We start from the raw sequence: 20,383 nt of genomic DNA, 5'->3' as shown, positions 1-20,383 counted from the left end.
GCGTTCGCCGGCGCCCCTAGAGCCCGCCGCGCTGCTCGGCGATGGATTCCGAAAGAGCTTTCATCGCGTCCTGGCACTGGAGGACGCCGTCGACGGCGCGGGTAAGGGCGGAGGCCAGTTGGGCGTCGTCAAGCCCCGCCCCGACAGGAAGCTCTGCCTCGCTGCGCACGACGATGTTCTCCCCTCGGTTGGCAACGATGGCGCGGGCTTCGAGCTGGGACGAGTTGACCTGGTTGGCGCTGAGGTAGAGCGCCGCGTCGGGGGTGTCGGCGGGGACATCGGTTTCGGTGTCTGCCCGGACGATGAGCACTGAGTCGAGGAGGACGAAAAGGACGTCCAGGCCGTTGAGGTTCGCGCGGGCGACGCGGCCCGAGGGGTCGTCGTCAAGCTCGATGCCGCGGGTGCGCATCGCGGCGATCGTGCGGTCGATGGTGACCTGCGTGGCGGTGCTAGTGCTCATTGTGGGGCTCCTCCCAGGTGACAAGCGACGGGAACGTGGCGGCCAAGTAGTCGAAGGCCTGCAGCGTCGCCTCAATGGAGCTGACGATGAACGCGCCGAGCTGGTTGAAGGAGGCGCCGCCGGAGATGTCCAGGCTGCGGATCGCGCTGACGGCCAGGTGGTTTTCGCCGCGCTCGAAGAAGCGCAGGGTGGGGGCGAAGTGGGTCTGGTTGTGTTCGTTGCAGGCGAAGAGGAGCTGGGAGGCCAGCGCGAGGGGGGCCTCCCCGCGCCAGACGGCCTCGAACACGAGGCGCTCGCCGTCAATGGCGACGACGATGGCCGCGTTGACGAAGCCGGAGCGCAGGTACTCGTCCTCGAGGCGGTATTCCAGGTCCTCCTCGGCGAAGATGGCGGCCGCCGCGGAGAGGTCTACGGGCGCGACCGCGTTGGGGTCTGCGGGGTGCGTGCTGTCCTGACTCACCCGCCCGACTCTACAGGGCGGCGGGGCGGGCGAGGTGCTATTGTCGTTAAGGCAAACAACTCGACATCCTTTAAATTCCGCACAGAGAGGCGGGGAAGGAGGTCCGATGAGTGAAACGAACCGCGCGACGGTGGAGCTTTTGACGGCTCACGACGTCGCGCGAACGATCGCACGCATCGCGCACCAGATCATTGAAAAGACGGCGCTCGATTCCGCCGAGGCGCCCCGGGTGGTCCTGCTCGGCATTCCCTCCGGCGGGGTCCCTTTGGCCGAACGCATCGCCGCGGCCATCGGGGAGTTTTCGGGCAGGCAGGTGCCCGTGGGCAGCCTCGATGTCACCCTCTACCGCGACGATTTGCGCGACAAGCCGCACCGGGCTCTTCTTCCCACCCGCGTTCCCGCGGACATCGACGGCTCCGTGGTCGTCCTCGTGGACGACGTCCTGTACTCCGGGCGCACCATCCGCGCCGCGCTCGACTCGCTGCGCGACATCGGTCGGCCCCGCGCCATCCAGCTCGGCGTCCTCGTCGACCGGGGCCACCGCGAGCTGCCGATCCGCGCCGACTACGTGGGCAAGAACATTCCGACGTCGAAAAGCGAGGACGTGCAGGTCACGCTCACCCCGCTCGATTCTGCTGACGGCGTCACCCTGACCCGGGAGGAGCCCTAGGATGAAGCACCTCATCGACATTAAGGACCTCACCCGCGAAGAGATTCTCGGCATCCTCGACGAGGCCGAGCGCTTCCGCGAGGCGCTGGAGGGCCGCGAGATCAAGAAGCTTCCGACGCTGCGGGGGCGCACCATCTTCACCCTCTTCTACGAAAACTCCACCCGCACCCGCGCCTCTTTTGAGACGGCCGGCAAGTGGATGAGCGCGGACGTGATCAACATCTCGGCGTCGTCCTCCTCGGTGAAGAAGGGCGAATCGCTGAAAGACACCGCCGCGACCCTCGCGGCCATTGGCGGCGACGCCATCGTCATGCGCCACCCCGCCTCGGGCGCGCCGCAGCTTCTGCGCTCGTGGCTGCCGGAGACCTCCATCATCAACGCCGGGGACGGCCAGCACCAGCACCCGACGCAGGCGCTTCTCGACGCCCTCACCATGCGCCAGCGAATCGGCGACGTCGCGGGGCGCACAGTCCTGCTGGTCGGGGACATCCTCCACTCGCGCGTCGCGCGCTCCAACGTCGACCTGCTCCACACCCTCGGCGCCGAGGTCGTTCTCGTTGCCCCGCCGACGCTTTTGCCCCAGGGCGTGGAGCACTGGCCGGCGCGCTACAGCGCCGACTTCGACGCGGAGATCGCGGGAGCGGACGTGGTGATGATGCTGCGCGTGCAGGCCGAGCGCATGAACGGCGGGTTCTTCCCCTCGCACCGCGAGTACGCCACGCTCTTCGGCCTCAGCCGCGAACGCGCCGCGCGGATGAAAGAAGGCGCCATCATCATGCACCCGGGCCCCATGCTGCGCGGCATGGAAATCAACTTCGACGTGGCCGAGCGCGACAACACCGCCGTCCTGCAGCAGGTCACCAACGGCGTCTACACCCGCATGGCCGTCCTGTTCACCCTGCTGGCGGGAGAGGAGAGCTAAGTGTCAACCACCCTCATCACCAACGTGCGCCCCTACGGCGAGGACGCCGCGGACATCCTGGTTACCGACGGGGTGATCGCTCAGATCGGCCCGAACCTGGCCCAGGCGGGAGCCGAGGAGGTTATCGACGGGCGCGGCATGGTCGCCCTGCCGGGCCTGGTGGACATGCACGTGCACCTGCGCGAGCCGGGCCGCGAGGACACCGAGACCATCGCCACCGGCTCCGACGCCGCCGCCCGCGGCGGGTTCACCGCCGTGTTCACCATGGCTAATACCAGCCCCGTCATCGACCAGCCCTTCCTCGCCGAGGCGGTCTGGGAGAAGGGGCGCGCCCACGGCACCTGCGACGTGTACCCGGTCGGCTCCATTACCCAGGGACTCGCGGGCACGCAGCTGACGGAGATCGGCCTGATGAGCCGCTCGCGGGTGCGCATGTTCTCCGACGACGGCAGGTGCGTCAACGACCCGCAGATCATGCGCCGCGCCATCGAGTACGCCAAGGCCTACGACGTCCTCATCGCGCAGCACGCCGAGGACCACCGCATGACCGAGGGTGCCTGCGCCCACGAGGGCGAAACCGCCGCCCGGCTGGGGTTGCGCGGCTGGCCGCGCGTGGCGGAGGAGTCCATCGTGGCGCGCGACGTCATCATGACCCGCGACTACGGCGGTCGTCTGCACATCTGCCACGCCTCCACCGCGGGCACCGTCGAGCTGCTGCGGTGGGCGAAGGCGCAGGGCATCACGGTCAGCGCGGAGGTCACCCCGCACCACCTGCTGCTCACCGACGAGAAGCTGGAAACCTACGACGGCACCTACCGCGTCAACCCCCCGCTGCGGGAAAAGGGTGACACCGAGGCGCTGCGCGAGGCGCTTCTCGACGGCACCATCGACGTCGTCGCCACCGACCACGCCCCCCACGGCTCCGAGGACAAGTGCGTCGAGTTCGAACACGCCAAGCCCGGCATGCTCGGGCTGGAAACCTCGCTGGCCGTCGTGGCGCAGGTCTTTGTGGAAAGCGGCCTGGCCGACTGGCGCTTCGTGGCCAAGGTCATGAGCGAGCGCCCCGCTGAGATCCTCCGCCTGCCCGACCAGGGCCGCCCCCTGGCCGCGGGCGAACCCGCTAACCTGGCGCTGGTCAACCCCACCGGCGCGTGGACGGCCTCCGGCGCCGCGATGGCCTCGAAGGCCTCCAACACCCCGTACGAGGGCATGGGATTCAACGCGCGCGTGGAGCTGACCATGCTGCGCGGCACCATCACGCACCGTATTTAAAGGTATTCCAAGGTATTTCACGGTAAGGACAACCCACACATGAGCAAGCAGAAAACCCCCGCCGTCCTCGTCCTTGGGGACGGCACCGTCTTCCCCGGCTACGCCTTCGGGGCGGGCTCCGCCTCCGGCGCTGAGGTGCTCGGCGAGGCCGTGTTCACCACCGCCATGACGGGCTACCAGGAGACGATGACGGACCCGTCCTACCACAGGCAGATCGTCGTGATGACGGCCCCGCACATCGGCAACACCGGCTGGAACGACGAGGACAACGAGTCGCACGACAACAACATCTGGGTCGCCGGCCTCGTCATCCGCGACCTCGCCGCGCGCGTGTCCAGCTGGCGCGCCGCGCGCTCTCTGGAAGAGGAGATGACGGCCCAGAACGTCACCGGGATCTACGGCGTGGACACGCGCAGCGTCGTGCGCCACCTGCGCAACTACGGCTCGATCGCGGCGGGCATTTTCACGGGTGAAGCGGCGCGCGGAGACGTCGATACGCTCGTTGCGAAAGTCAACGAGCAGCCCGACATGGCGGGCGCGGACCTGGCCGGCGAGGTGACCACGAAGGAGCCCTACGTCATCGCGGCGCAGGGGGAGAAGAAGTACACCGTCGTCGCCTACGACATGGGTATCAAGACGGCCACGCCGGGGCATTTCGCGCGCCGCGGCATCGAGACCGTCGTTGTGCCCGCGGACACGCCCTACTCCGAGATCCTGCGCTACAACCCGGACGGGGTGTTCATCTCCAACGGCCCCGGGGACCCCGCCACAGCCGACGCGATGGTCGCGGTGACGCGCGAGGTCATCGCCAACAAGGTGCCGCTATTCGGTATTTGCTTCGGCAACCAGATCCTCGGCCGGGCACTGGGCATGGAGACCTACAAGCTGAAGTTCGGCCACCGGGGCGTCAACGTGCCGGTGAAGAACCACCTCACCGGACGAATCGACATCACGAGCCAGAATCACGGCTTCGCCCTGAAGGGCACGGCGGGGGAGAGCTTCGACACCGATTTCGGCCCCGCCGTTGTCACCCACACCTGCCTCAACGACGACGTCGTGGAGGGCGTCGCGCTGGAAAACGGGATGGCGTACTCCGTGCAGTACCACCCAGAGTCCGCCGCCGGCCCGCACGACGCCAACCCGCTGTTCGACCAGTTCATCGACCTGATGGACAACCACAGCCCGAACAAGAACTAACCAGGGAAGGAACGCACGAAAAACATGAAGCGAGAAGACATCAACCACGTCCTGGTCATCGGTTCGGGCCCCATCGTCATCGGCCAGGCCTGCGAGTTCGACTACTCCGGCACCCAGGCCTGCCGCGTGCTCAAGGAGGAGGGGCTGCGGGTGACCCTCATCAACTCGAACCCGGCCACCATCATGACGGACCCGGAGTTCGCCGACCACACCTACGTGGAGCCGATCGAGCCGGCCTACATCGACGCCATCCTCGCCCGCGAGGCGGAGCAGGGCCACCCCGTCGACGCCATCCTGGCCACCCTGGGCGGGCAGACCGCGCTGAACGCGGCCATCCAGCTCGACCGGCAGGGCATCCTGGCCAAGCACGGCGTCGAGCTCATCGGCGCGAACATCGAGGCCATCGAGCGCGGCGAAGACCGCCAGAAGTTCAAGGACATCGTGGCCAAGATCGGTGGCGAGTCCGCCCGTTCGCGCGTGTGCCACACGATGGATCAGGTCCACGAGACCGTCGCCGAGCTGGGCCTGCCGGTGGTGGTCAGGCCGTCGTTCACGATGGGCGGGCTCGGCTCGGGCCTCGCCTTCACCCCGGAGGACCTCGAACGCATCGCCGGCGGCGGGCTGGAGGCCTCGCCGGAGGCCAACGTGCTTATCGAGGAGTCCATCCTCGGCTGGAAGGAGTTCGAGCTCGAGCTCATGCGCGACGGCGACGACAACGTCGTGGTCATCGCCTCGATTGAAAACGTCGACGCCCTCGGCGTGCACACCGGCGACTCCGTCACCGTCGCCCCGGCGCTGACGCTGACCGACCGCGAGTTCCAGACCATGCGCGACCAGGGCATCGCCATCATCCGCGAGGTCGGCGTGGACACCGGCGGCTGCAACATTCAGTTCGCGGTCAACCCGACAGACGGGCGCATCATCACCATCGAGATGAACCCGCGCGTCTCGCGCTCCTCGGCGCTGGCGTCGAAGGCCACCGGCTTCCCGATTGCCAAGATCGCCTCCAAGCTGGCCATCGGCTACACCCTCGACGAGATCACCAACGACATCACCGGCGTCACCCCGGCGGCCTTCGAACCGACCCTGGACTACGTCATCGTCAAGATGCCTCGCTTCGCCTTCGAGAAGTTCCCCGGCTCCGACGAGACGCTGGGCACCTCCATGAAGGCCGTCGGCGAGGCGATGGGAATCGGGCGCAACTACATCCAGGGCCTGAACAAGGTCATGCGCTCGATGGAGGACAAGCCCAACGGCTTCTGGACCCGCCCAGACGCCACGTTCGCCGGTGAGCGCGCCACCGACGTCGCCGCGGTGCTCGAGGACCTGAAGACCCCCACGGACAAGCGCATGTACGACGTCGAGCTGGCGCTGCGCCTCGGCGCGAGCATCGAGGAGGTGCACGCCGCCTCCGGCATCGACCCGTGGTTCCTCGCGGAGCTGTCCTCCCTCGTCGCGTTCCGCGCCACGCTCGAGGCCGCCCCGGTCCTCGACGCTGAGCTGCTGCGCGAAGCCAAGGGCTACGGGCTTTCCGACGCCCAAATCGCCGCCCTTCGCCCCGAGCTCGCGGGGGAGGACGGCGTGCGCTCTTTGCGCTGGTCGCTGGGCATCCACCCCGTGTTCAAGACGGTGGACACCTGCGCCGGCGAGTTCGAGGCGCAAACCCCTTACCACTACTCGGCCTACGAGCTCGACCCCAACGCGGAGAGTGAGATCGCCGAAACCGGCAAGGAGAAGGTCATCATCCTCGGCTCCGGGCCCAACCGGATCGGCCAGGGCATCGAGTTCGACTACTCCTGCGTCCACGCCGCGCTTGAGCTCTCGCACGTGGGCTACGAAACGGTGATGGTCAACTGCAACCCGGAGACCGTCTCCACCGACTACGACACGGCCGACCGCCTCTACTTCGAGCCGCTGACGTTCGAGGACGTCATGGAGATCTACCGGGCGGAGGCCGCCTCCGGCACCGTCGCCGGGGTGATTGTCCAGCTCGGCGGCCAGACCCCGCTGGGGCTGGCGCAGCGCCTGGCGGACGCCGGCGTACCTGTCGTGGGCACCTCGCCCGAGGCCATCGACTTGGCGGAGGACCGCGGGGAGTTCGGGGCCGTGCTCACCGCGGCAGGCCTGCCCGCCCCCGCTTACGGCACCGCTACCTCCTTCGCCGAGGCGCGCGAGGTCGCCGCCCGCATCGGCTACCCGGTGCTCGTGCGCCCCTCCTACGTCCTCGGCGGGCGCGGCATGGAGATCGTCTACGACGAGGCCAGCCTCGAGGACTACATCGATCGCGCCACGGAGCTCAGCCCCGACCACCCGGTGCTGGTGGACCGCTTCCTCGACTCGGCGATCGAGATTGACGTCGACGTGCTCAGCGACGGCGAGCGCGTCTACCTCGGCGGCGTGATGGAGCACATCGAGGAGGCGGGCATCCACTCGGGCGACTCCGCCTGCGCCCTGCCGCCCATGACGATCGGCCCGGAAGACATCGACACCGTGCGCCGCAGCGCCGCAGCGCTTGCCCACGGCATCGGGGTCAAGGGCCTGATGAACGTCCAGTTCGCGCTGAAAGACGACATCCTCTACGTCATCGAGGCCAACCCGCGCGCCTCGCGCACCGTGCCGTTCGTGTCCAAGGCGACGGGCGTGCACCTGGCAAAGGCGGCCTCGCGCATCATGATGGGCGCGACCATCCCGCAGCTGCAGGACGAGGGCATGATCCCCTCTGACTACGACGGCGGAGCCCTGCCGCTCGAGCACCCCATCGCGGTCAAGGAGGCCGTGCTGCCGTTCACCCGCTTCCGCACCCCGACGGGCGCGGTGCTCGATACCATCCTCGGCCCCGAGATGAAGTCGACGGGCGAGGTCATGGGCCTGGCGGACTCCTTCGGCGAGGCCTACGCCAAGGCCGAGGCCGCCGCCTTCGGCGAGCTGCCGGCCGCGGGCACGGTGTTCGTCTCCGTGGCAAACCGCGACAAGCGCTCGCTGATCCTGCCCATCCAGCGGCTTTACACCATGGGCTTTGCCATCGTGGCCACGGCGGGTACCGCGTCCATGCTGCGCCGCAACGGTATCGAGTGCGAGCTGGCGGTCAAGGCTTCCGAGGCGCGAGAGGGCGCGGCGGGGGTCTCCATCGTCGAGCGCATCAGCAACGGCGAGATCGACCTCATCCTCAACACCCCGGCGGGCTCCTCCGGGGCGCGCCACGACGGCTACGAAATCCGCGCCGCGGCGGCCGCCGCGGGCGTGCCGCTCATCACCACGGTGCAGGGCGTGGTCGCCGCCGTCCAGGGCATCGAGGACATGCGCGACAACGAGCTGTCGGTGCGCAGCCTGCAGGAGATCAACCACACGGCGGGGGCGCGCTAATGGGCTTCGGCGAGCGCCTCGTCGAGGCGGGACGGCGCCACGGCAGGCTGTGCGTGGGCATCGACCCGCACGCCGAGCTGCTGCGGCAGTGGGGCGTGGGCGACAGCGTCGCGGGGCTGCGCGATTTCACCCGGATCTGCGTAGACGCCTTCGCCGGGCACGTCGCCCTGGTCAAGCCGCAGGTCGCCTTCTTCGAGCGCTTCGGCTCCGCCGGTTTTGCGGTGCTCGAAGAGGCGCTCGCGGCGTTGCGCGATTCGGGCACCCTCGTGGTGGCGGACGCGAAGCGCGGCGATATCGGCTCCACCATGGCCGGCTACGCCGCCGCGTGGCTGGGGGAGGGCTCGCCCCTCGAGGCCGACGCCGTCACGCTCACGCCCTACCTCGGGGTGGGCGCCCTGGACCCGGCTATCGAGCTGGCCCGCGCAGGCGGCAAGGGCGTGTTCGTCATGGCCGCCAACTCGAATCCCGAGGCCGAGGCCTTCCAGGCGCAGACCGTCGACGGAGTGACCATCGCGCAGCAGATGGTCAACGCCTGCGCGGAGTACAACCGCGGCGCCGGGGCCGGTGGCGCGGGCGTCGGTGATGTGGGCGTCGTGGTCGGCGCGACCGTCGCCGCGCCCCCCGCGCTCGACGCACTGAACGCCCCCGTGCTCATGCCGGGCGTCGGGGCCCAGGGGGCGAGCTTCGCCGACGCCGAGCGCGTGGCGTCCACCCGCTCCGAGCTGGTGTTCCCCAACGTTTCGCGCGGGGTCCTGGCCGCCGGGCCGGACGTCGTTAAGCTGCGCAGACGTGCGGTTGACATGGCGAAACGCGCTTAAGCGGGGGCGCGTTGGTAGGCGCGGAAAAACCCTGGTAGTTTAGTTGCGTCCCAGCGATGCCGCCGCTATGACGTGGCAAAACGCCGCTCGCGGGTATCGCGGAGCAACGACCCAGTGATACACTTGGCCGGAACCAGTGAGTTGCACTGATGGGATTCGGGCAGCTGGCTGATCCGGTTGGGAAACTGGCCCAAGAACTTTACTACGACACAATGGAGGAAACGTGGCCCTTCCACAGTTGACCGATGAGCAGCGCAAGGAAGCCCTCGCCAAGGCAGCAGAGGCACGCAAGCAGCGCGCGGAGCTGAAGGCTTCCCTCAAGCGCGGCGACACCACGCTCAAGGACGTCCTGGACAAGGCAGAGTCCGACGAGATCATCGGCAAGACCAAGGTCTCCGCTCTCCTCGAGGCCATGCCGAAGGTGGGCAAGGTCAAGGCCCGCGAGATCATGGAGGAGCTCGAGATCGCCCAGACCCGCCGCCTGCGCGGTCTCGGTGAGCGCCAGCGCCGCGCTCTCCTGGAGCGCTTCGGCTTCGAGGCTTAAGCCCGTGCGGGAGGCGACGCAGCGGGGGCGGCTGGTCGTCATGGCCGGCCCTTCTGCTGTGGGCAAGTCAACGGTGGTTCACCGCCTGCGCACCGACGTCCCCGACCTGTACTTCTCCGTGTCCATGACTACGCGCCAGCCGCGCCCCGGCGAGGTTGACGGCAAGGACTACTTCTTTGTCACCCCCGAGTACTTCCAGAACCGCATTGATGCGGGTGAGATGCTCGAGTGGGCGGACATTCACGGGGGTCTGCAGCGCTCGGGCACTCCCGCTGGCCCGGTCAGGGAGGCCATCGAGGCGGGCCGCCCCGTCCTCGTCGAGGTGGACCTGGTGGGAGCCAGGAATATCAAGCGGCTGATGCCGGAGGCCGCCACCGTCTTCCTCGCCCCGCCCTCGTGGGAGGCGCTGGTGGAGCGGCTGACCGGCCGGGGCACCGAGCCGGAGGACGTCATCGAGCGCAGGCTGCAGACCGCACGCCGCGAGCTGGAGGCGCAGAGCGAGTTCGACGACGTCGTGGTCAACGACGACGTGGACAAGGCTGCCGCCGCCATCGCGCATATACTAATGAGCACACAATCCGAGATTGAGCGAGACTGAGTAACTGAGTAGGTGCAAGTGAGCAACGATACCGACGACCAGATGGTCTACGACACCCCCGAGGGCATCACCGCCCCGCCGATCGACGAACTTCTGACCACGGTGTCCTCCAAGTACGCCCTGGTCATCTTCGCGGCGAAGCGGGCCCGCCAGATCAACAGCTTCTACCAGGAGCAGGACGAGGGTGTTTTCGAGTTCATCGGGCCCCTGGTCACCCCGGAAACCGGGGAGAAGCCCCTGTCCATCGCCTTGCGCGAGATTCAGGCAGGCCTCCTCGAGCACGAGGAAGGGCACTAGCCGCTTCACGACGTCTCTTTGGGCGCGCCGACTCCCCGCGAGCGGCGCGCCTTCGTCATGCCGCGGGTCATGCGTCCCGCCCGGGAGGCATAGACTGGGCGCTCATGAGCGAAGGGATGAATGTTGTTGTCGGTGTCGCGGGCGGAATCGCCGCCTACAAGGCTTGCCACGTGGTGCGCGATTTTAAGGAGCGGGGTGACCGCGTCCGCGTCGTGCCCACGGCCAACGCCCTGAACTTCGTCGGTGCGGCGACCTTCGAGGCGCTGAGCGGGCAGCCGGTGGAGACGGGCGTGTTCACCCGCGTCGACGAGGTGCAGCACGTGAGGGTGGGCCAGGAGGCTGACCTCGTCGTCGTGGCCCCCGCCACGGCGGACTTGCTGGCGCGCGTCGCGGCGGGTCGGGCGGATGACCTGCTGACCTCGACGATCCTGGTGGCCACGTGTCCCGTCGTCATGGCGCCTGCGATGCATACCGAGATGTGGCTCAACCCCGCGACGCAGGAGAACGTGGCTACCCTGCGCAGGCGGGGTTTTACCGTTCTCGAGCCCGCCCACGGCCGGTTGACGGGGACGGACAGCGGCCCGGGGCGTCTGCTTGAGCCGGGCGTGATCGCCGAGCTTTCGCGCACGGTGGCGGCGCACGGCGCGCTGGGGCGGGGGCTGGAGGGCAGGAGAGTGCTCATCAGCGCCGGCGGGACGCAGGAGAACATTGATCCGGTGCGCTACGTGGGCAACCGCTCCTCGGGGCGCCAGGGCTACGCGCTGGCGGACCTCGCCGCGCACAAGGGGGCGAAGGTGACGCTCGTGGCGTGCGATACCGAGGAGCTGGAGACGCCGGCCGGGGCGGAGCTTGTGCGGGTGCGCTCGACGCGCGAGCTGAAGGAGGCGATGGACGAGCGAGCGGCGCAGGCGGATGTGATCATCATGTCGGCGGCCGTCTCCGATTACCGGCCCGAGACCGAGGCGACGTCCAAGCTGAAGAAGGGGGAAAGCGATGACGCGCTGTCGAGCCTGCGCCTGGTGGAAAACCCGGATGTGCTGCGGGGGCTCGTCGAGAAGCGGCAGGCGGGGGAGACTAAAGCCGTAATCGTCGGCTTTGCGGCGGAGACGGACAACCCCCTCGAGTACGGCAAGGCCAAGCTGGAACGCAAGGGCGCGGACCTGCTCATGGTCAATTCAGTGGCCGGGGGCAAAGTGTTCGGGCAGGCACGCAACAGCGGGTGGCTGATCGGGCGCGACGGATCGGTGGCGGAGATCGCGGACGGGCCGAAGCACGTGGTGGCCGCGCAGATCTGGGACGCGATCGAGGGCTGGGCCACCGAGGTTTGACAATTAGACCGCTTGGTCTATATTGGTCAGGAGTGCCCACACGAGTCGACGAAGGAAAGACCTTGACTACAGCGAACTACCGCCGCTTGTTCACCAGCGAATCCGTCACGGAGGGCCACCCGGACAAAATCTGCGACGCCATCTCGGATGCCGTCCTCGATGATCTCCTCGCCCAGGACCCCCGGGCCCGCGTGGCAGTGGAAACGCTCGTGACCACTGGCCAGGTTCACGTCGTCGGCGAAGTCTCCACGACCGCCTATTCCAACATCGCCAGGATCGTGCGGGAAAAGCTCGTCGGCATCGGTTTCACCTCCTCCGAGGTCGGATTCGACGGGCGGACCTGCGGCGTCAACATCGCGATCGGCGAGCAGTCGAACGAGATCGCCGAGGGAGTAAACGTCTCCCAGGAGCACCGCGAGGGCCAGTCCACCGAGGAAAAGGACCAGGCAGGCGCCGGCGACCAGGGCCTGATGTTCGGCTACGCCACCGACGAGACGCCGGAGTACATGCCGCTGCCCATCTCCACCGCCCACCGCCTGGCCCGGCGCCTGACCGAGGTGCGCAAGCTCGGCGAGGTCGTCGGCCTGCGCCCCGACGGCAAGACGCAGGTGACCTTCGCCTACGAGGGCGACGAGCCGGTCCACCTGGACACCGTGGTCGTGTCCACCCAGCACGACCCGACGTTCGTCGGCGAGGCCCTCTTCGACGCTGTCCGCGAGCACGTCGTCGAGTGGGTGATTAAGGACGCAGGCCTCCAGCGCTTCTACGATTCCGAGACGAAACTGCTCGTCAACCCATCCGGCTCCTTCGTCACTGGCGGCCCGATGGGGGACGCCGGCCTGACCGGGCGCAAGATCATCGTGGACACCTACGGCGGCATGGCGCGCCACGGCGGCGGCGCGTTTTCCGGCAAGGACCCCTCGAAGGTCGATCGCTCCGGCGCCTACGCCATGCGGTGGGTGGCCAAGAACGTCGTCGCCGCCGGGCTGGCGCGCCGCGCCGAGATCCAGGTCGCCTACGCCATCGGCCGCGCCACCCCCGTCGGGCTCTACGTGGAGACCTTCGGCACCGCAGCCGAGGGCCAGAGCAGCGAGTCCATCCAGCAGGCGGTGGAGAAGGTGTTCGACCTGCGCCCGGGGGCCATCATCAACGAGCTCGACCTGCTGCGGCCCATCTACGGCCAGACCGCCGCTTACGGCCACTTCGGCCGCACCGATCTCGACCTGCCGTGGGAGCGCCTCGACCGCGTCGACGCGCTGCGCGAGGCCGCGGGGCTGAGCTAGGCCCGCCGCCGGGACATGCCACGAACGCCCTCTTCACCTGCGGCGCAGGCGCCCGTTGCGCGCCTTTTGCCCCTGCTTGGCCTGGCGCACCTCGACCGCCCCTTCGACTACCTGGTCACCGAGGCGGACTCCGCGGCGGCCCAGCCGGGGGTGCGCGTGCGCATCCGCTTCGCAGGCCGGCTCGTCGACGCGATCGTCCTGTCGCGCCACGCCACCTCCGAGCACGACGGCGAGCTGCGCTACATCGAGCGCGTGATCTCGCCCGAGGTCGTCGCGCCAGCGCGCACACGCAGGCTTATCGACGCCCTCGCCGAGCGCTACGCCGGGATCCGCAGCGACATCTACCGCTCCGCCATCCCCGCCCGGCACGCGAAGGCGGAGGAGACGGACACCACGACCCCCTGGGAGGAGCTGGGCGAGGCCGGCGAGCCCGACCTGTCCGCGTGGACGGCCTACGGCTACGGGCAGTCCTTCGTCGACGCCGTCGTGGACGGCAAGCTGGCGCGCGCGGCGTGGCAGGTCGCCCCGGGGGAAAAGTGGGAGGAGGCGGTCGCGGCTCTCGCGGCGAAGGTCGTCGTCGACGGGGGAGGCGTTCTGGTTGTGGTGCCGGACCAGCGGGACGTCGATAAGTGCGAGGCGGCCCTGCGCGAGCTCGTCGGGCCGCGCCAGGTGACCACGTTGACCGCGGCGCAGGGCCCGCAGGCCCGCTACTCGCGCTACCTGTCCGTGCTGCACGGGCAGGGCAGGCTGGTGGTAGGGACACGCTCGGCGGCTTTCGCGCCGGTGCAGGATCTGCGGTTAATGGTGCTTATGCACGACGGGGAGGAGTCTCTCGTGGACCCCCGCGCCCCCTACGTCCACGCGCGGGAGGTGCTGACCAGCCGCTCCGCGATCGAGGGGGTCTCGCTAATTATCGGCGGCTACGCGCGCACGGCCGAGACCCAGCTGCTCGTCGAATCCGGCTGGATGCACGAACTGGTGGCGCCGCGAGAGGTCCTGCGTCAGCGCGGGCCGCACATCAGGGCGGCCGGCGACAGCGACGCCGCGCTCGAGCGCGATCCCCGGGCCCGCGAGGCGCGCCTGCCGTCCGTGGCCTTCCAGGCTGCGGCGCGGGCCCTCGAGCGCGGCGCCCCCGTGCTCTTTCAGGTCCCGCGCACCGGGTACATCCGCTCCCTGGCCTGCGGGCGGTGCCGGGCGCCCGCGCGCTGTCGCTGGTGCAACGGGCCGCTGGGTCTGCCCGCCGACATCTCGACCGCCGCGGCGCCGGCGTGCCGCTGGTGCGGGCGCGTCGACACGGCGCACGTCTGCCCCGAGTGCGGCTCCCGCGCGCTGCGCGCGGTGGTGGTGGGCACCGAGCGCACCGCGGAGGAGCTCGGCCGGGCGTTCCCCCGCACCCGCGTGCGCACCTCCTGGGGCGAGCGGATCCTGGATTCAGTACCGCGCGAGCCGGCGCTCGTCGTGGCCACCCCCGGGGCCGAGCCCGCCGTCGAGGGCGGGGGCTACGGGGCGGCGGCGCTTCTGGATACCTGGGCTCTGCTGCGCCGCCCCGACTTGCGCGCGGTGGAGGACGCCTTTGCCGCCTGGATGGTCGCGGCCACACTCGTCGAGCCCCGCGAGGCCGGCGGGGAGGTCGTGGTGGTGGCCGAGCCCACCCTCCCGGCCGTCCAGCACCTGATCCGCTGGGACGCCGCCGGCTTCGCTGCGCTCGAGCTGGAGCAGCGCCGCGAGGCCCGGTTCCCGCCCGCGGTGCACGTCGCGCTGATCGACGCCCCGCGTGCCGCCCTCGACGACTTCTTCGCGCACACCGAGCTGCCCGCCCACACCGAAAAGCTCGGCCCGGTGGACCTGCCCGCCGGTGCGGGCCTGCCCGGGCAGTGGAACGAGGCGGAGTTCGGCCCCGCGCAGCGCATGTTGGTGCGCAGCCCCCTCGCAGGGCGCGCCGAGCTGGGGCGGGCGCTGCGGGCCGGTGCGGTGAGCCGGGTGACCAGAAAGCAGGATCTGCCGTTGCGCGTGCAGGTCGACCCCATCAATATCGGCTGAAAGACACGCTCACGTAGACTCGATCACCATGGCAGTGCGCGAGATCAGGTTGTTCGGCGACCCGGTGCTGGGCGCCGTGGCCGATGCGGTGGAGGACTTCGGGGAGCCTGTGCGCAGGCTCGTCGCGGACATGCTCGAGACGATGGACCGTGCGGGCGGCGTCGGCCTCGCCGCGAACCAGGTCGGTGTGAGCCGGCGCGTGTTTGTCTTCGATTGCCAGGGCCTGCGGGGCCACCTGGTCAACCCGGTGTGGCGGCCCCTCGGCGCCAGCGAGCAGACCGGGCGTGAGGGCTGTCTGTCCGTCCCCGGTGTGGCGGGGCCCGTGACGCGCTACAACGACGTCGTGGCGGCCGGGCGCGATGCGGAAGGGCGCCCGGTTTCCCTGCGCGCAACGGGGCTGCTCGCGCGCTGCATTCAGCACGAAACCGACCACCTCGACGGGATCATGTTCATGCGCCGCATGGATCCGGCGGTGCGCGCGGAAGCAATGTCGATGATCCGCAACGCGGACTGGTTCAAGGAGAAGTAGATGCGACTGGTATTCGCCGGCACGCCCGAACCCGCGGTGGTGTCCCTGGAGAAATTGATCGGCTCCGACCACGAGGTCCTCGCGGTGCTGACCCGCCCCGACGCGCGCCGCGGCCGAGGACGCAGCCTGCGCCCCTCGCCGGTGAGAGCGCTCGCCGAAGAGCACGGCATAGAGGTGCTCACCCCCGAAATGTTGCGGGGCGACGACTCCATCCGGCAGCGCCTGCGCGAGCTGGCCCCCGAGGCGATCCCCGTGGTCGCCTACGGCAACCTGGTGCCGGAGGACATGCTGGCTATTCCCACGCACGGATGGGTGAACCTGCACTTTTCTCTGTTGCCCGCGTGGCGCGGCGCCGCCCCGGTGCAGGCCGCCATAGCGCACGGCGACGCCGTAACAGGGGCGACCACCTTCCGCATCGACGCCGGCCTGGACACCGGCGACGTGCTCGGCACCGTCACCGAAAGGGTCGGGCCGCGCGATACCGCGGCGGACCTCCTCGGCCGCCTTTCGCACCGCGGCGGCGACCTCCTTGTGCAGACCATGACCGCCCTTGAGAGGGGTACGGCGCAGCCTTCGCCGCAGACCGCCGACGGGACCTACGCCCCGAAGATCACCCAGGGTGACGCCCGGGTGGCGTGGGACAGCCCGGCCGAGACGATCGACCGCCGGATCCGCGCCCACACCCCCGCGCCGGGGGCGTGGACGACGTGGGGCGGCACACGCCTGAAGCTGGGCCCCGTCGAGGTCGCGGAGGGCGCGCAGCTTGCGCCAGGCGAGGTGCGGCGCGAGAAGAACGCCGTCTACGTGGGCACGGCGACCACCGAGGTGCGGCTCGGCGAGATCCAGCCGCCGGGCAAGAAGATGATGGAGGCCGCGGCGTGGGCCCGCGGGCTGAATCTGAACACGGACGGAGATGAGCAGGGAGTGAGGTTCGAGTGAGCGGAGGTTTTCGTTCCCGCGCCGCGGGGCGCAGGCAGCCGAAGGGCGGGCGGGTGGTGAAGGAGACCCGTTCGGCCGTGAGGGCGTCGATAGGCGATAAAGCCCGCGAGGCGGCCTGGGAGGTGGTGCGCCGCGTCGCCGTGGACGAGGCGTATGCCAACCTCACCCTGCCCGCCCTGCTGCGGGAGCGGAAGGTGACCGGGCGCGACGCCGCCTTCGCCACCGAGCTCACCTACGGCGCGCTGCGCACGCTGGGCGTTGTGGACACCGTCATCGGCGAATGCTCCTCGTGGCCTCTCGGCGAAATCGCGCCCGAGGTGCTTGCGGCGCTGCGCATCGGTACGTATCAGCTGCTGTACATGCGCGTCGGCAGCCACGCCGCCGTGGACACCTCCGTGCGCTTGGTCGAGGCGGCGGGCCAGGCTAAGGCGAAGGGCTTTGCCAACGGGGTGCTGCGCACGATCTCGCGGACCCCGGCCGAGGCGTGGCTGGACAAGCTCACCCCGGACGGAGAGCTAGCCGGGCTCGCTTTCCGCACCGCACACCCGGAGTGGATCGCGCGCTCCTTCGCGCAGGTGCTGCCGGACAAGGAGCTGGCGGCTGCGCTCGAGGCCGACAGCGAGCGCCCGATCGTGCACCTCGTCGCCCGGCCCGGCGAGATCTCGGCCGAGGAGCTCGCCCTCGCCACCGGCGGAGAGGAGGGCAAATACTCCCCCTACGCCGTGTACCTGCCCGAGGGGGACCCCGGCCAGCTAGAGCCGGTGCGGGAGCGTCTCGCCGCCGTCCAGGACGAGGGCTCGCAGCTGATCGCCCGGGCCACCGCCACCGTCCCCGTCGAGGCGGACGCGGGGCGCTGGCTCGATCTGTGCGCCGGCCCGGGCGGCAAGGCGGCGCTGTTGGGCGCGCTCGCGCAGATCGACGGCGCGAGCGTCGACGCGGTCGAGGTCAGCGGGCACCGCGCGGAGCTCATCCGCAAGGCCGTCGCGGGCCTGCCCGTGCGTGTCCACGTCGCCGACGGGAGGAACCCGGGCCTCGAACAGGGCTACGACAGGGTGCTTGTCGACGCCCCCTGTTCCGGCCTCGGCGCCCTGCGGAGGCGCCCCGAGGCCCGCTGGACCAAGACAGAGGACGATATCGCGGACCTGACAGGCCTGCAGTTCGAGCTTCTCACCTCCGCCACCCAGCTGGTCAGGCCCGGGGGGGTGGTGGTGTACTCCACCTGCTCGCCCGACCGCCGCGAGACGAGGGAGGTGGTGGATCGCGCCCTGGCCGCGGGCGGGCTCGAGGAGCTCGACGCCCGTGGTTTCGTCGAGCCGATGGCTAACGTCGGCGCGGGTCCGAGCGTGCAGATGTGGCCGCACCGCCACGGCACCGACGCCATGTTTTTCTCCGTCCTGCGAAAGCTAGGGTAGTACCCATGATCTACATCGCCCCCTCGATTCTCGCCGCTAACTACGCCGCTTTGGGCGAGGACGTGCGCAAGGTCGCCGGCGCCGATCTCATTCACGTGGACATCATGGACGGCCACTTCGTGCCCAACCTCTCCTTCGGGCCGGACGTGACGCGGGCCGTCGACGGCGTGACCGACCAGTTCCTGGACATGCACCTGATGATCGAGGAGCCGGAGCGGTGGTTCGCCACCTACGCCGCCGCCGGCGGAGACCGCCTGGTTTTTCACGTTGAGGCCACGCGCGACCACCTCTCGGCCGCACGGCAGATCAGCGAGCTCGGAGTGCAGGCGGGCTTCGCCCTGAAGCCGGGCACCCCCATCGAGCCCTACCTCGACGGGCTGGAGAACTTCGCCGAAGTCATGGTCATGAGCGTCGAGCCGGGGTTTGGCGGGCAGAAGTTCATGCCGGAGGTGCTGAGCAAGGTGCTGAGGCTGCGCCAGCACATCGACGCGGAGGGGCTCGACACCCTCATCGGCATCGACGGCGGCATCGGCGCGGCCACGATCGCCCAGGCCGCCGAGGCGGGGGTGGACGCCTTCGTGGCCGGCTCCGCCGTCTTCGGGGCGGACAACCCGGCGCAGGCAGTGGAGGAGCTGCGCCGCCTCGCCGCCGAGGCACGGGCTGAGTAGCCGTGTTCCCGGATGTTGAGCAGGCGTTGCGGGCCGGCGACTCGGTACGCGGCACGACCTCGCCCAACCCACCGGTCGGCTGCGCGCTGTTCGGCCCTGGTGGTGAGTTGATATCCACCGGGGCCACCTCCCCTGCGGGCGGCCCCCACGCCGAAATCCACGCCCTGCGGCGGGCGGGGGATAAGGCGCGCGGGGCGACCCTGGTGGTCACCCTCGAACCCTGCAACCACACCGGCCGCACCGGGCCGTGCTCCGAGGCGCTGGTTGCCGCCGGGGTTTCGCGCGTGATCTACCTCACCGCCGACCCGAACCCGCAGGCCGCGGGCGGTGCCGAGTACTTGCGCGAACACGGCATTGCCGCGGAGTACGTGCCCACGCGGGTGGAGGCGCTGCAGCCCTGGCTGGCCAGCGTGCGCCACGGGCGCGTGTCCGTGACCGCCAAGTTCGCCGCCACAGCCGACGGCTTCACCGCCGCGCCGGACGGCTCCAGCCAGTGGATTACCGGCGACGAGGCCCGCCAGCACGTCCACGCGGACCGCGCCGGGCGCGACGCCATCCTCATCGGCACCGGAACCGCGCTCGCGGATAACCCCTCGCTCACGGCCCGCCACCCAGACGGCACGCTCATGCCGCGCCAGCCGCGGCGGGTCGTGGTGGGCGCGCGCGAGGTGCCGGAGGGAAACCTCACCCGCCTCGGCTTCGAGCAGTACGCCACGCCTGAGGAGGCGCTCGATACACTGTGGGCCACCGGCGCGCGCGACGTGCTCGTCGAGGGCGGGGCCGGGCTGCTCACCAGCGTGTTCGCGCTCGGTGTCGTTGACAGGGTGCAGGCGTACCTGGCTCCGATGGTCCTGGGCGGCGGGCGGGGCGTCGTCACGCGTGCTCTGGCGCCGACCCTGGCTGCGGCCCCCCGTTTTCAGCTCAGCGGGCTGCACAGGCTAGGCCAGGATGTACTGATGGAAATGGAGAGGTAAATGTTTACTGGATTGGTCGAGGAGATCGGGCACGTCACGGCCGTCGAGGAGCTCGGCGACGCCGTGCGGCTGGCGGTCGCCGCCCCCCTGGTCACGCAGGACGCACGCCCGGGCGACTCCATCAGCGTCGACGGGGTGTGCCTGACCGTGGTGGACCTGGACCCGGCGGAGGGTTCGTTTACCGCCGACGTGATTCGGGAGACGCTGCGGCGCTCCCGGCTGGGCACCTACGGGCCCGGCTCGCGCGTGAACCTCGAGCGCGCGCTCGCCGCAGGGGGCCGCCTCGGCGGGCACATCGTGCAGGGCCACGTCGACGCGGTGGCCCGGCTAGTACGCCGCACGGCCTCGCAGCACTGGGAGGTGCTGCGCTTCAGCCTGCCGGAATCGTGCGCGCGCTACGTGGTGGAGAAGGGCTCTATCGCCGTCAACGGCACCTCGCTCACGGTTTCTGCGGTGGGGCCACAGGAAGGCGAGGGGTGGTTCGAGGTCTCGCTGATTCCGACGACGCTCGCGGAGACGACGGCGGGCGAGCTCGCCGAGGGCGACCCGGTGAACCTCGAGGTGGACATCGTGGCCAAATACGTTGAGAAAATGGTCGGGGACTAAGCT

The 20,383-nt window shown here is 69.8% G+C and carries 20 protein-coding genes; 18 read left to right on the top strand and 2 right to left on the bottom strand.

What is annotated here, in order from left to right:
* Nucleotides 1-16 precede the first annotated feature (16 nt).
* Together CAURIS_RS06250 and CAURIS_RS06245 are read right to left on the bottom strand one after the other, a co-directional pair.
* Nucleotides 17-460 (bottom strand): YbjN domain-containing protein, encoded by a 444-nt coding sequence (locus tag CAURIS_RS06250; RefSeq protein ID WP_290341013.1) that lies wholly within the window; start codon nucleotides 458-460, stop codon nucleotides 17-19.
* Nucleotides 450-920 carry a type III secretion system chaperone family protein gene (locus CAURIS_RS06245; RefSeq protein WP_290341011.1) on the bottom strand — a complete coding sequence of 157 codons (471 nt, stop codon included), beginning with the start codon at nucleotides 918-920 and terminating at the stop codon, nucleotides 450-452. The genes CAURIS_RS06250 and CAURIS_RS06245 overlap by 11 nt, the downstream gene beginning before the upstream one ends.
* 106 nt (nucleotides 921-1,026) lie before the next feature.
* Between CAURIS_RS06245 and pyrR the strand changes: the two genes are divergently transcribed.
* The 18 genes from pyrR (at nucleotide 1,027) to CAURIS_RS06155 (ending at nucleotide 20,380) form a co-directional block, all read left to right on the top strand.
* The gene (gene pyrR / locus CAURIS_RS06240; protein WP_290341010.1) at nucleotides 1,027-1,590 is read left to right on the top strand and encodes a bifunctional pyr operon transcriptional regulator/uracil phosphoribosyltransferase PyrR; all 564 of its coding nucleotides are present in this window, start codon (nucleotides 1,027-1,029) and stop codon (nucleotides 1,588-1,590) included.
* Between the two features lies 1 nt (nucleotide 1,591).
* A complete protein-coding gene (locus CAURIS_RS06235; RefSeq protein ID WP_290341007.1) occupies nucleotides 1,592-2,512 on the top strand; it encodes an aspartate carbamoyltransferase catalytic subunit in 921 nt (306 codons plus the stop codon).
* Nucleotides 2,513-3,784 carry a dihydroorotase gene (locus tag CAURIS_RS06230; protein WP_290341005.1) on the top strand — a complete coding sequence of 424 codons (1,272 nt, stop codon included), beginning with the start codon at nucleotides 2,513-2,515 and terminating at the stop codon, nucleotides 3,782-3,784.
* A gap of 39 nt (nucleotides 3,785-3,823) precedes the next feature.
* The gene (gene carA / locus CAURIS_RS06225) at nucleotides 3,824-4,981 is read left to right on the top strand and encodes a glutamine-hydrolyzing carbamoyl-phosphate synthase small subunit (RefSeq protein ID WP_290341004.1); all 1,158 of its coding nucleotides are present in this window, start codon (nucleotides 3,824-3,826) and stop codon (nucleotides 4,979-4,981) included.
* Nucleotides 4,982-5,005: 24 nt separating this feature from the next.
* On the top strand, nucleotides 5,006-8,344 hold the full coding sequence (carB, locus tag CAURIS_RS06220; protein WP_290341002.1) for a carbamoyl-phosphate synthase large subunit: 3,339 nt from the start codon (nucleotides 5,006-5,008) through the stop codon (nucleotides 8,342-8,344).
* Entirely contained in the window at nucleotides 8,344-9,162 is an 819-nt protein-coding gene (gene pyrF / locus CAURIS_RS06215; RefSeq protein ID WP_290341000.1) for an orotidine-5'-phosphate decarboxylase, read from the top strand. Before carB ends, pyrF begins: the two co-directional genes overlap by 1 nt.
* Nucleotides 9,163-9,385: 223 nt before the next feature.
* A complete protein-coding gene (gene mihF / locus CAURIS_RS06210) occupies nucleotides 9,386-9,706 on the top strand; it encodes an integration host factor, actinobacterial type (RefSeq protein WP_040421560.1) in 321 nt (106 codons plus the stop codon).
* 40 nt (nucleotides 9,707-9,746) lie between these two features.
* A complete protein-coding gene (gene gmk, locus CAURIS_RS06205; RefSeq protein WP_290343336.1) occupies nucleotides 9,747-10,304 on the top strand; it encodes a guanylate kinase in 558 nt (185 codons plus the stop codon).
* Between the two features lie 42 nt (nucleotides 10,305-10,346).
* Nucleotides 10,347-10,601: a DNA-directed RNA polymerase subunit omega gene (gene rpoZ / locus CAURIS_RS06200; RefSeq protein WP_290343335.1), complete on the top strand. Its 255-nt coding sequence runs from the start codon at nucleotides 10,347-10,349 to the stop codon at nucleotides 10,599-10,601.
* Nucleotides 10,602-10,705: 104 nt separating this feature from the next.
* Nucleotides 10,706-11,929: a bifunctional phosphopantothenoylcysteine decarboxylase/phosphopantothenate--cysteine ligase CoaBC gene (gene coaBC, locus CAURIS_RS06195; protein WP_290340994.1), complete on the top strand. Its 1,224-nt coding sequence runs from the start codon at nucleotides 10,706-10,708 to the stop codon at nucleotides 11,927-11,929.
* Between the two features lie 62 nt (nucleotides 11,930-11,991).
* A complete protein-coding gene (gene metK, locus CAURIS_RS06190; protein ID WP_290340992.1) occupies nucleotides 11,992-13,212 on the top strand; it encodes a methionine adenosyltransferase in 1,221 nt (406 codons plus the stop codon).
* A 15-nt stretch (nucleotides 13,213-13,227) separates the two neighbouring features.
* Nucleotides 13,228-15,252, top strand: coding sequence for a primosomal protein N' (locus CAURIS_RS06185; RefSeq protein WP_290340990.1), 2,025 nt, complete (start codon nucleotides 13,228-13,230; stop codon nucleotides 15,250-15,252).
* A gap of 28 nt (nucleotides 15,253-15,280) precedes the next feature.
* Nucleotides 15,281-15,781: a peptide deformylase gene (gene def, locus CAURIS_RS06180; RefSeq protein WP_290340988.1), complete on the top strand. Its 501-nt coding sequence runs from the start codon at nucleotides 15,281-15,283 to the stop codon at nucleotides 15,779-15,781.
* Complete coding sequence (fmt, locus tag CAURIS_RS06175) at nucleotides 15,782-16,720, top strand: methionyl-tRNA formyltransferase (protein ID WP_290340986.1); 939 nt, start codon at nucleotides 15,782-15,784, stop codon at nucleotides 16,718-16,720. It begins immediately after the preceding gene.
* Entirely contained in the window at nucleotides 16,717-18,132 is a 1,416-nt protein-coding gene (locus CAURIS_RS06170; RefSeq protein WP_435383990.1) for an RsmB/NOP family class I SAM-dependent RNA methyltransferase, read from the top strand. Before fmt ends, CAURIS_RS06170 begins: the two co-directional genes overlap by 4 nt.
* Nucleotides 18,133-18,137: 5 nt before the next feature.
* A complete protein-coding gene (rpe, locus tag CAURIS_RS06165) occupies nucleotides 18,138-18,800 on the top strand; it encodes a ribulose-phosphate 3-epimerase (RefSeq protein ID WP_290340984.1) in 663 nt (220 codons plus the stop codon).
* A gap of 2 nt (nucleotides 18,801-18,802) precedes the next feature.
* Entirely contained in the window at nucleotides 18,803-19,774 is a 972-nt protein-coding gene (gene ribD, locus CAURIS_RS06160) for a bifunctional diaminohydroxyphosphoribosylaminopyrimidine deaminase/5-amino-6-(5-phosphoribosylamino)uracil reductase RibD (RefSeq protein ID WP_290340983.1), read from the top strand.
* A complete protein-coding gene (locus tag CAURIS_RS06155) occupies nucleotides 19,775-20,380 on the top strand; it encodes a riboflavin synthase (protein ID WP_290340981.1) in 606 nt (201 codons plus the stop codon).
* The last annotated feature ends 3 nt before the right edge of the window (nucleotides 20,381-20,383 follow it).

Origin of the sequence: Corynebacterium auris (genome assembly GCF_030408575.1) — a bacterium.
Taxonomy (GTDB): Bacteria; Actinomycetota; Actinomycetes; order Mycobacteriales; family Mycobacteriaceae; genus Corynebacterium; species Corynebacterium auris.
This window is presented reverse-complemented; position numbering and strand designations above follow the sequence as displayed.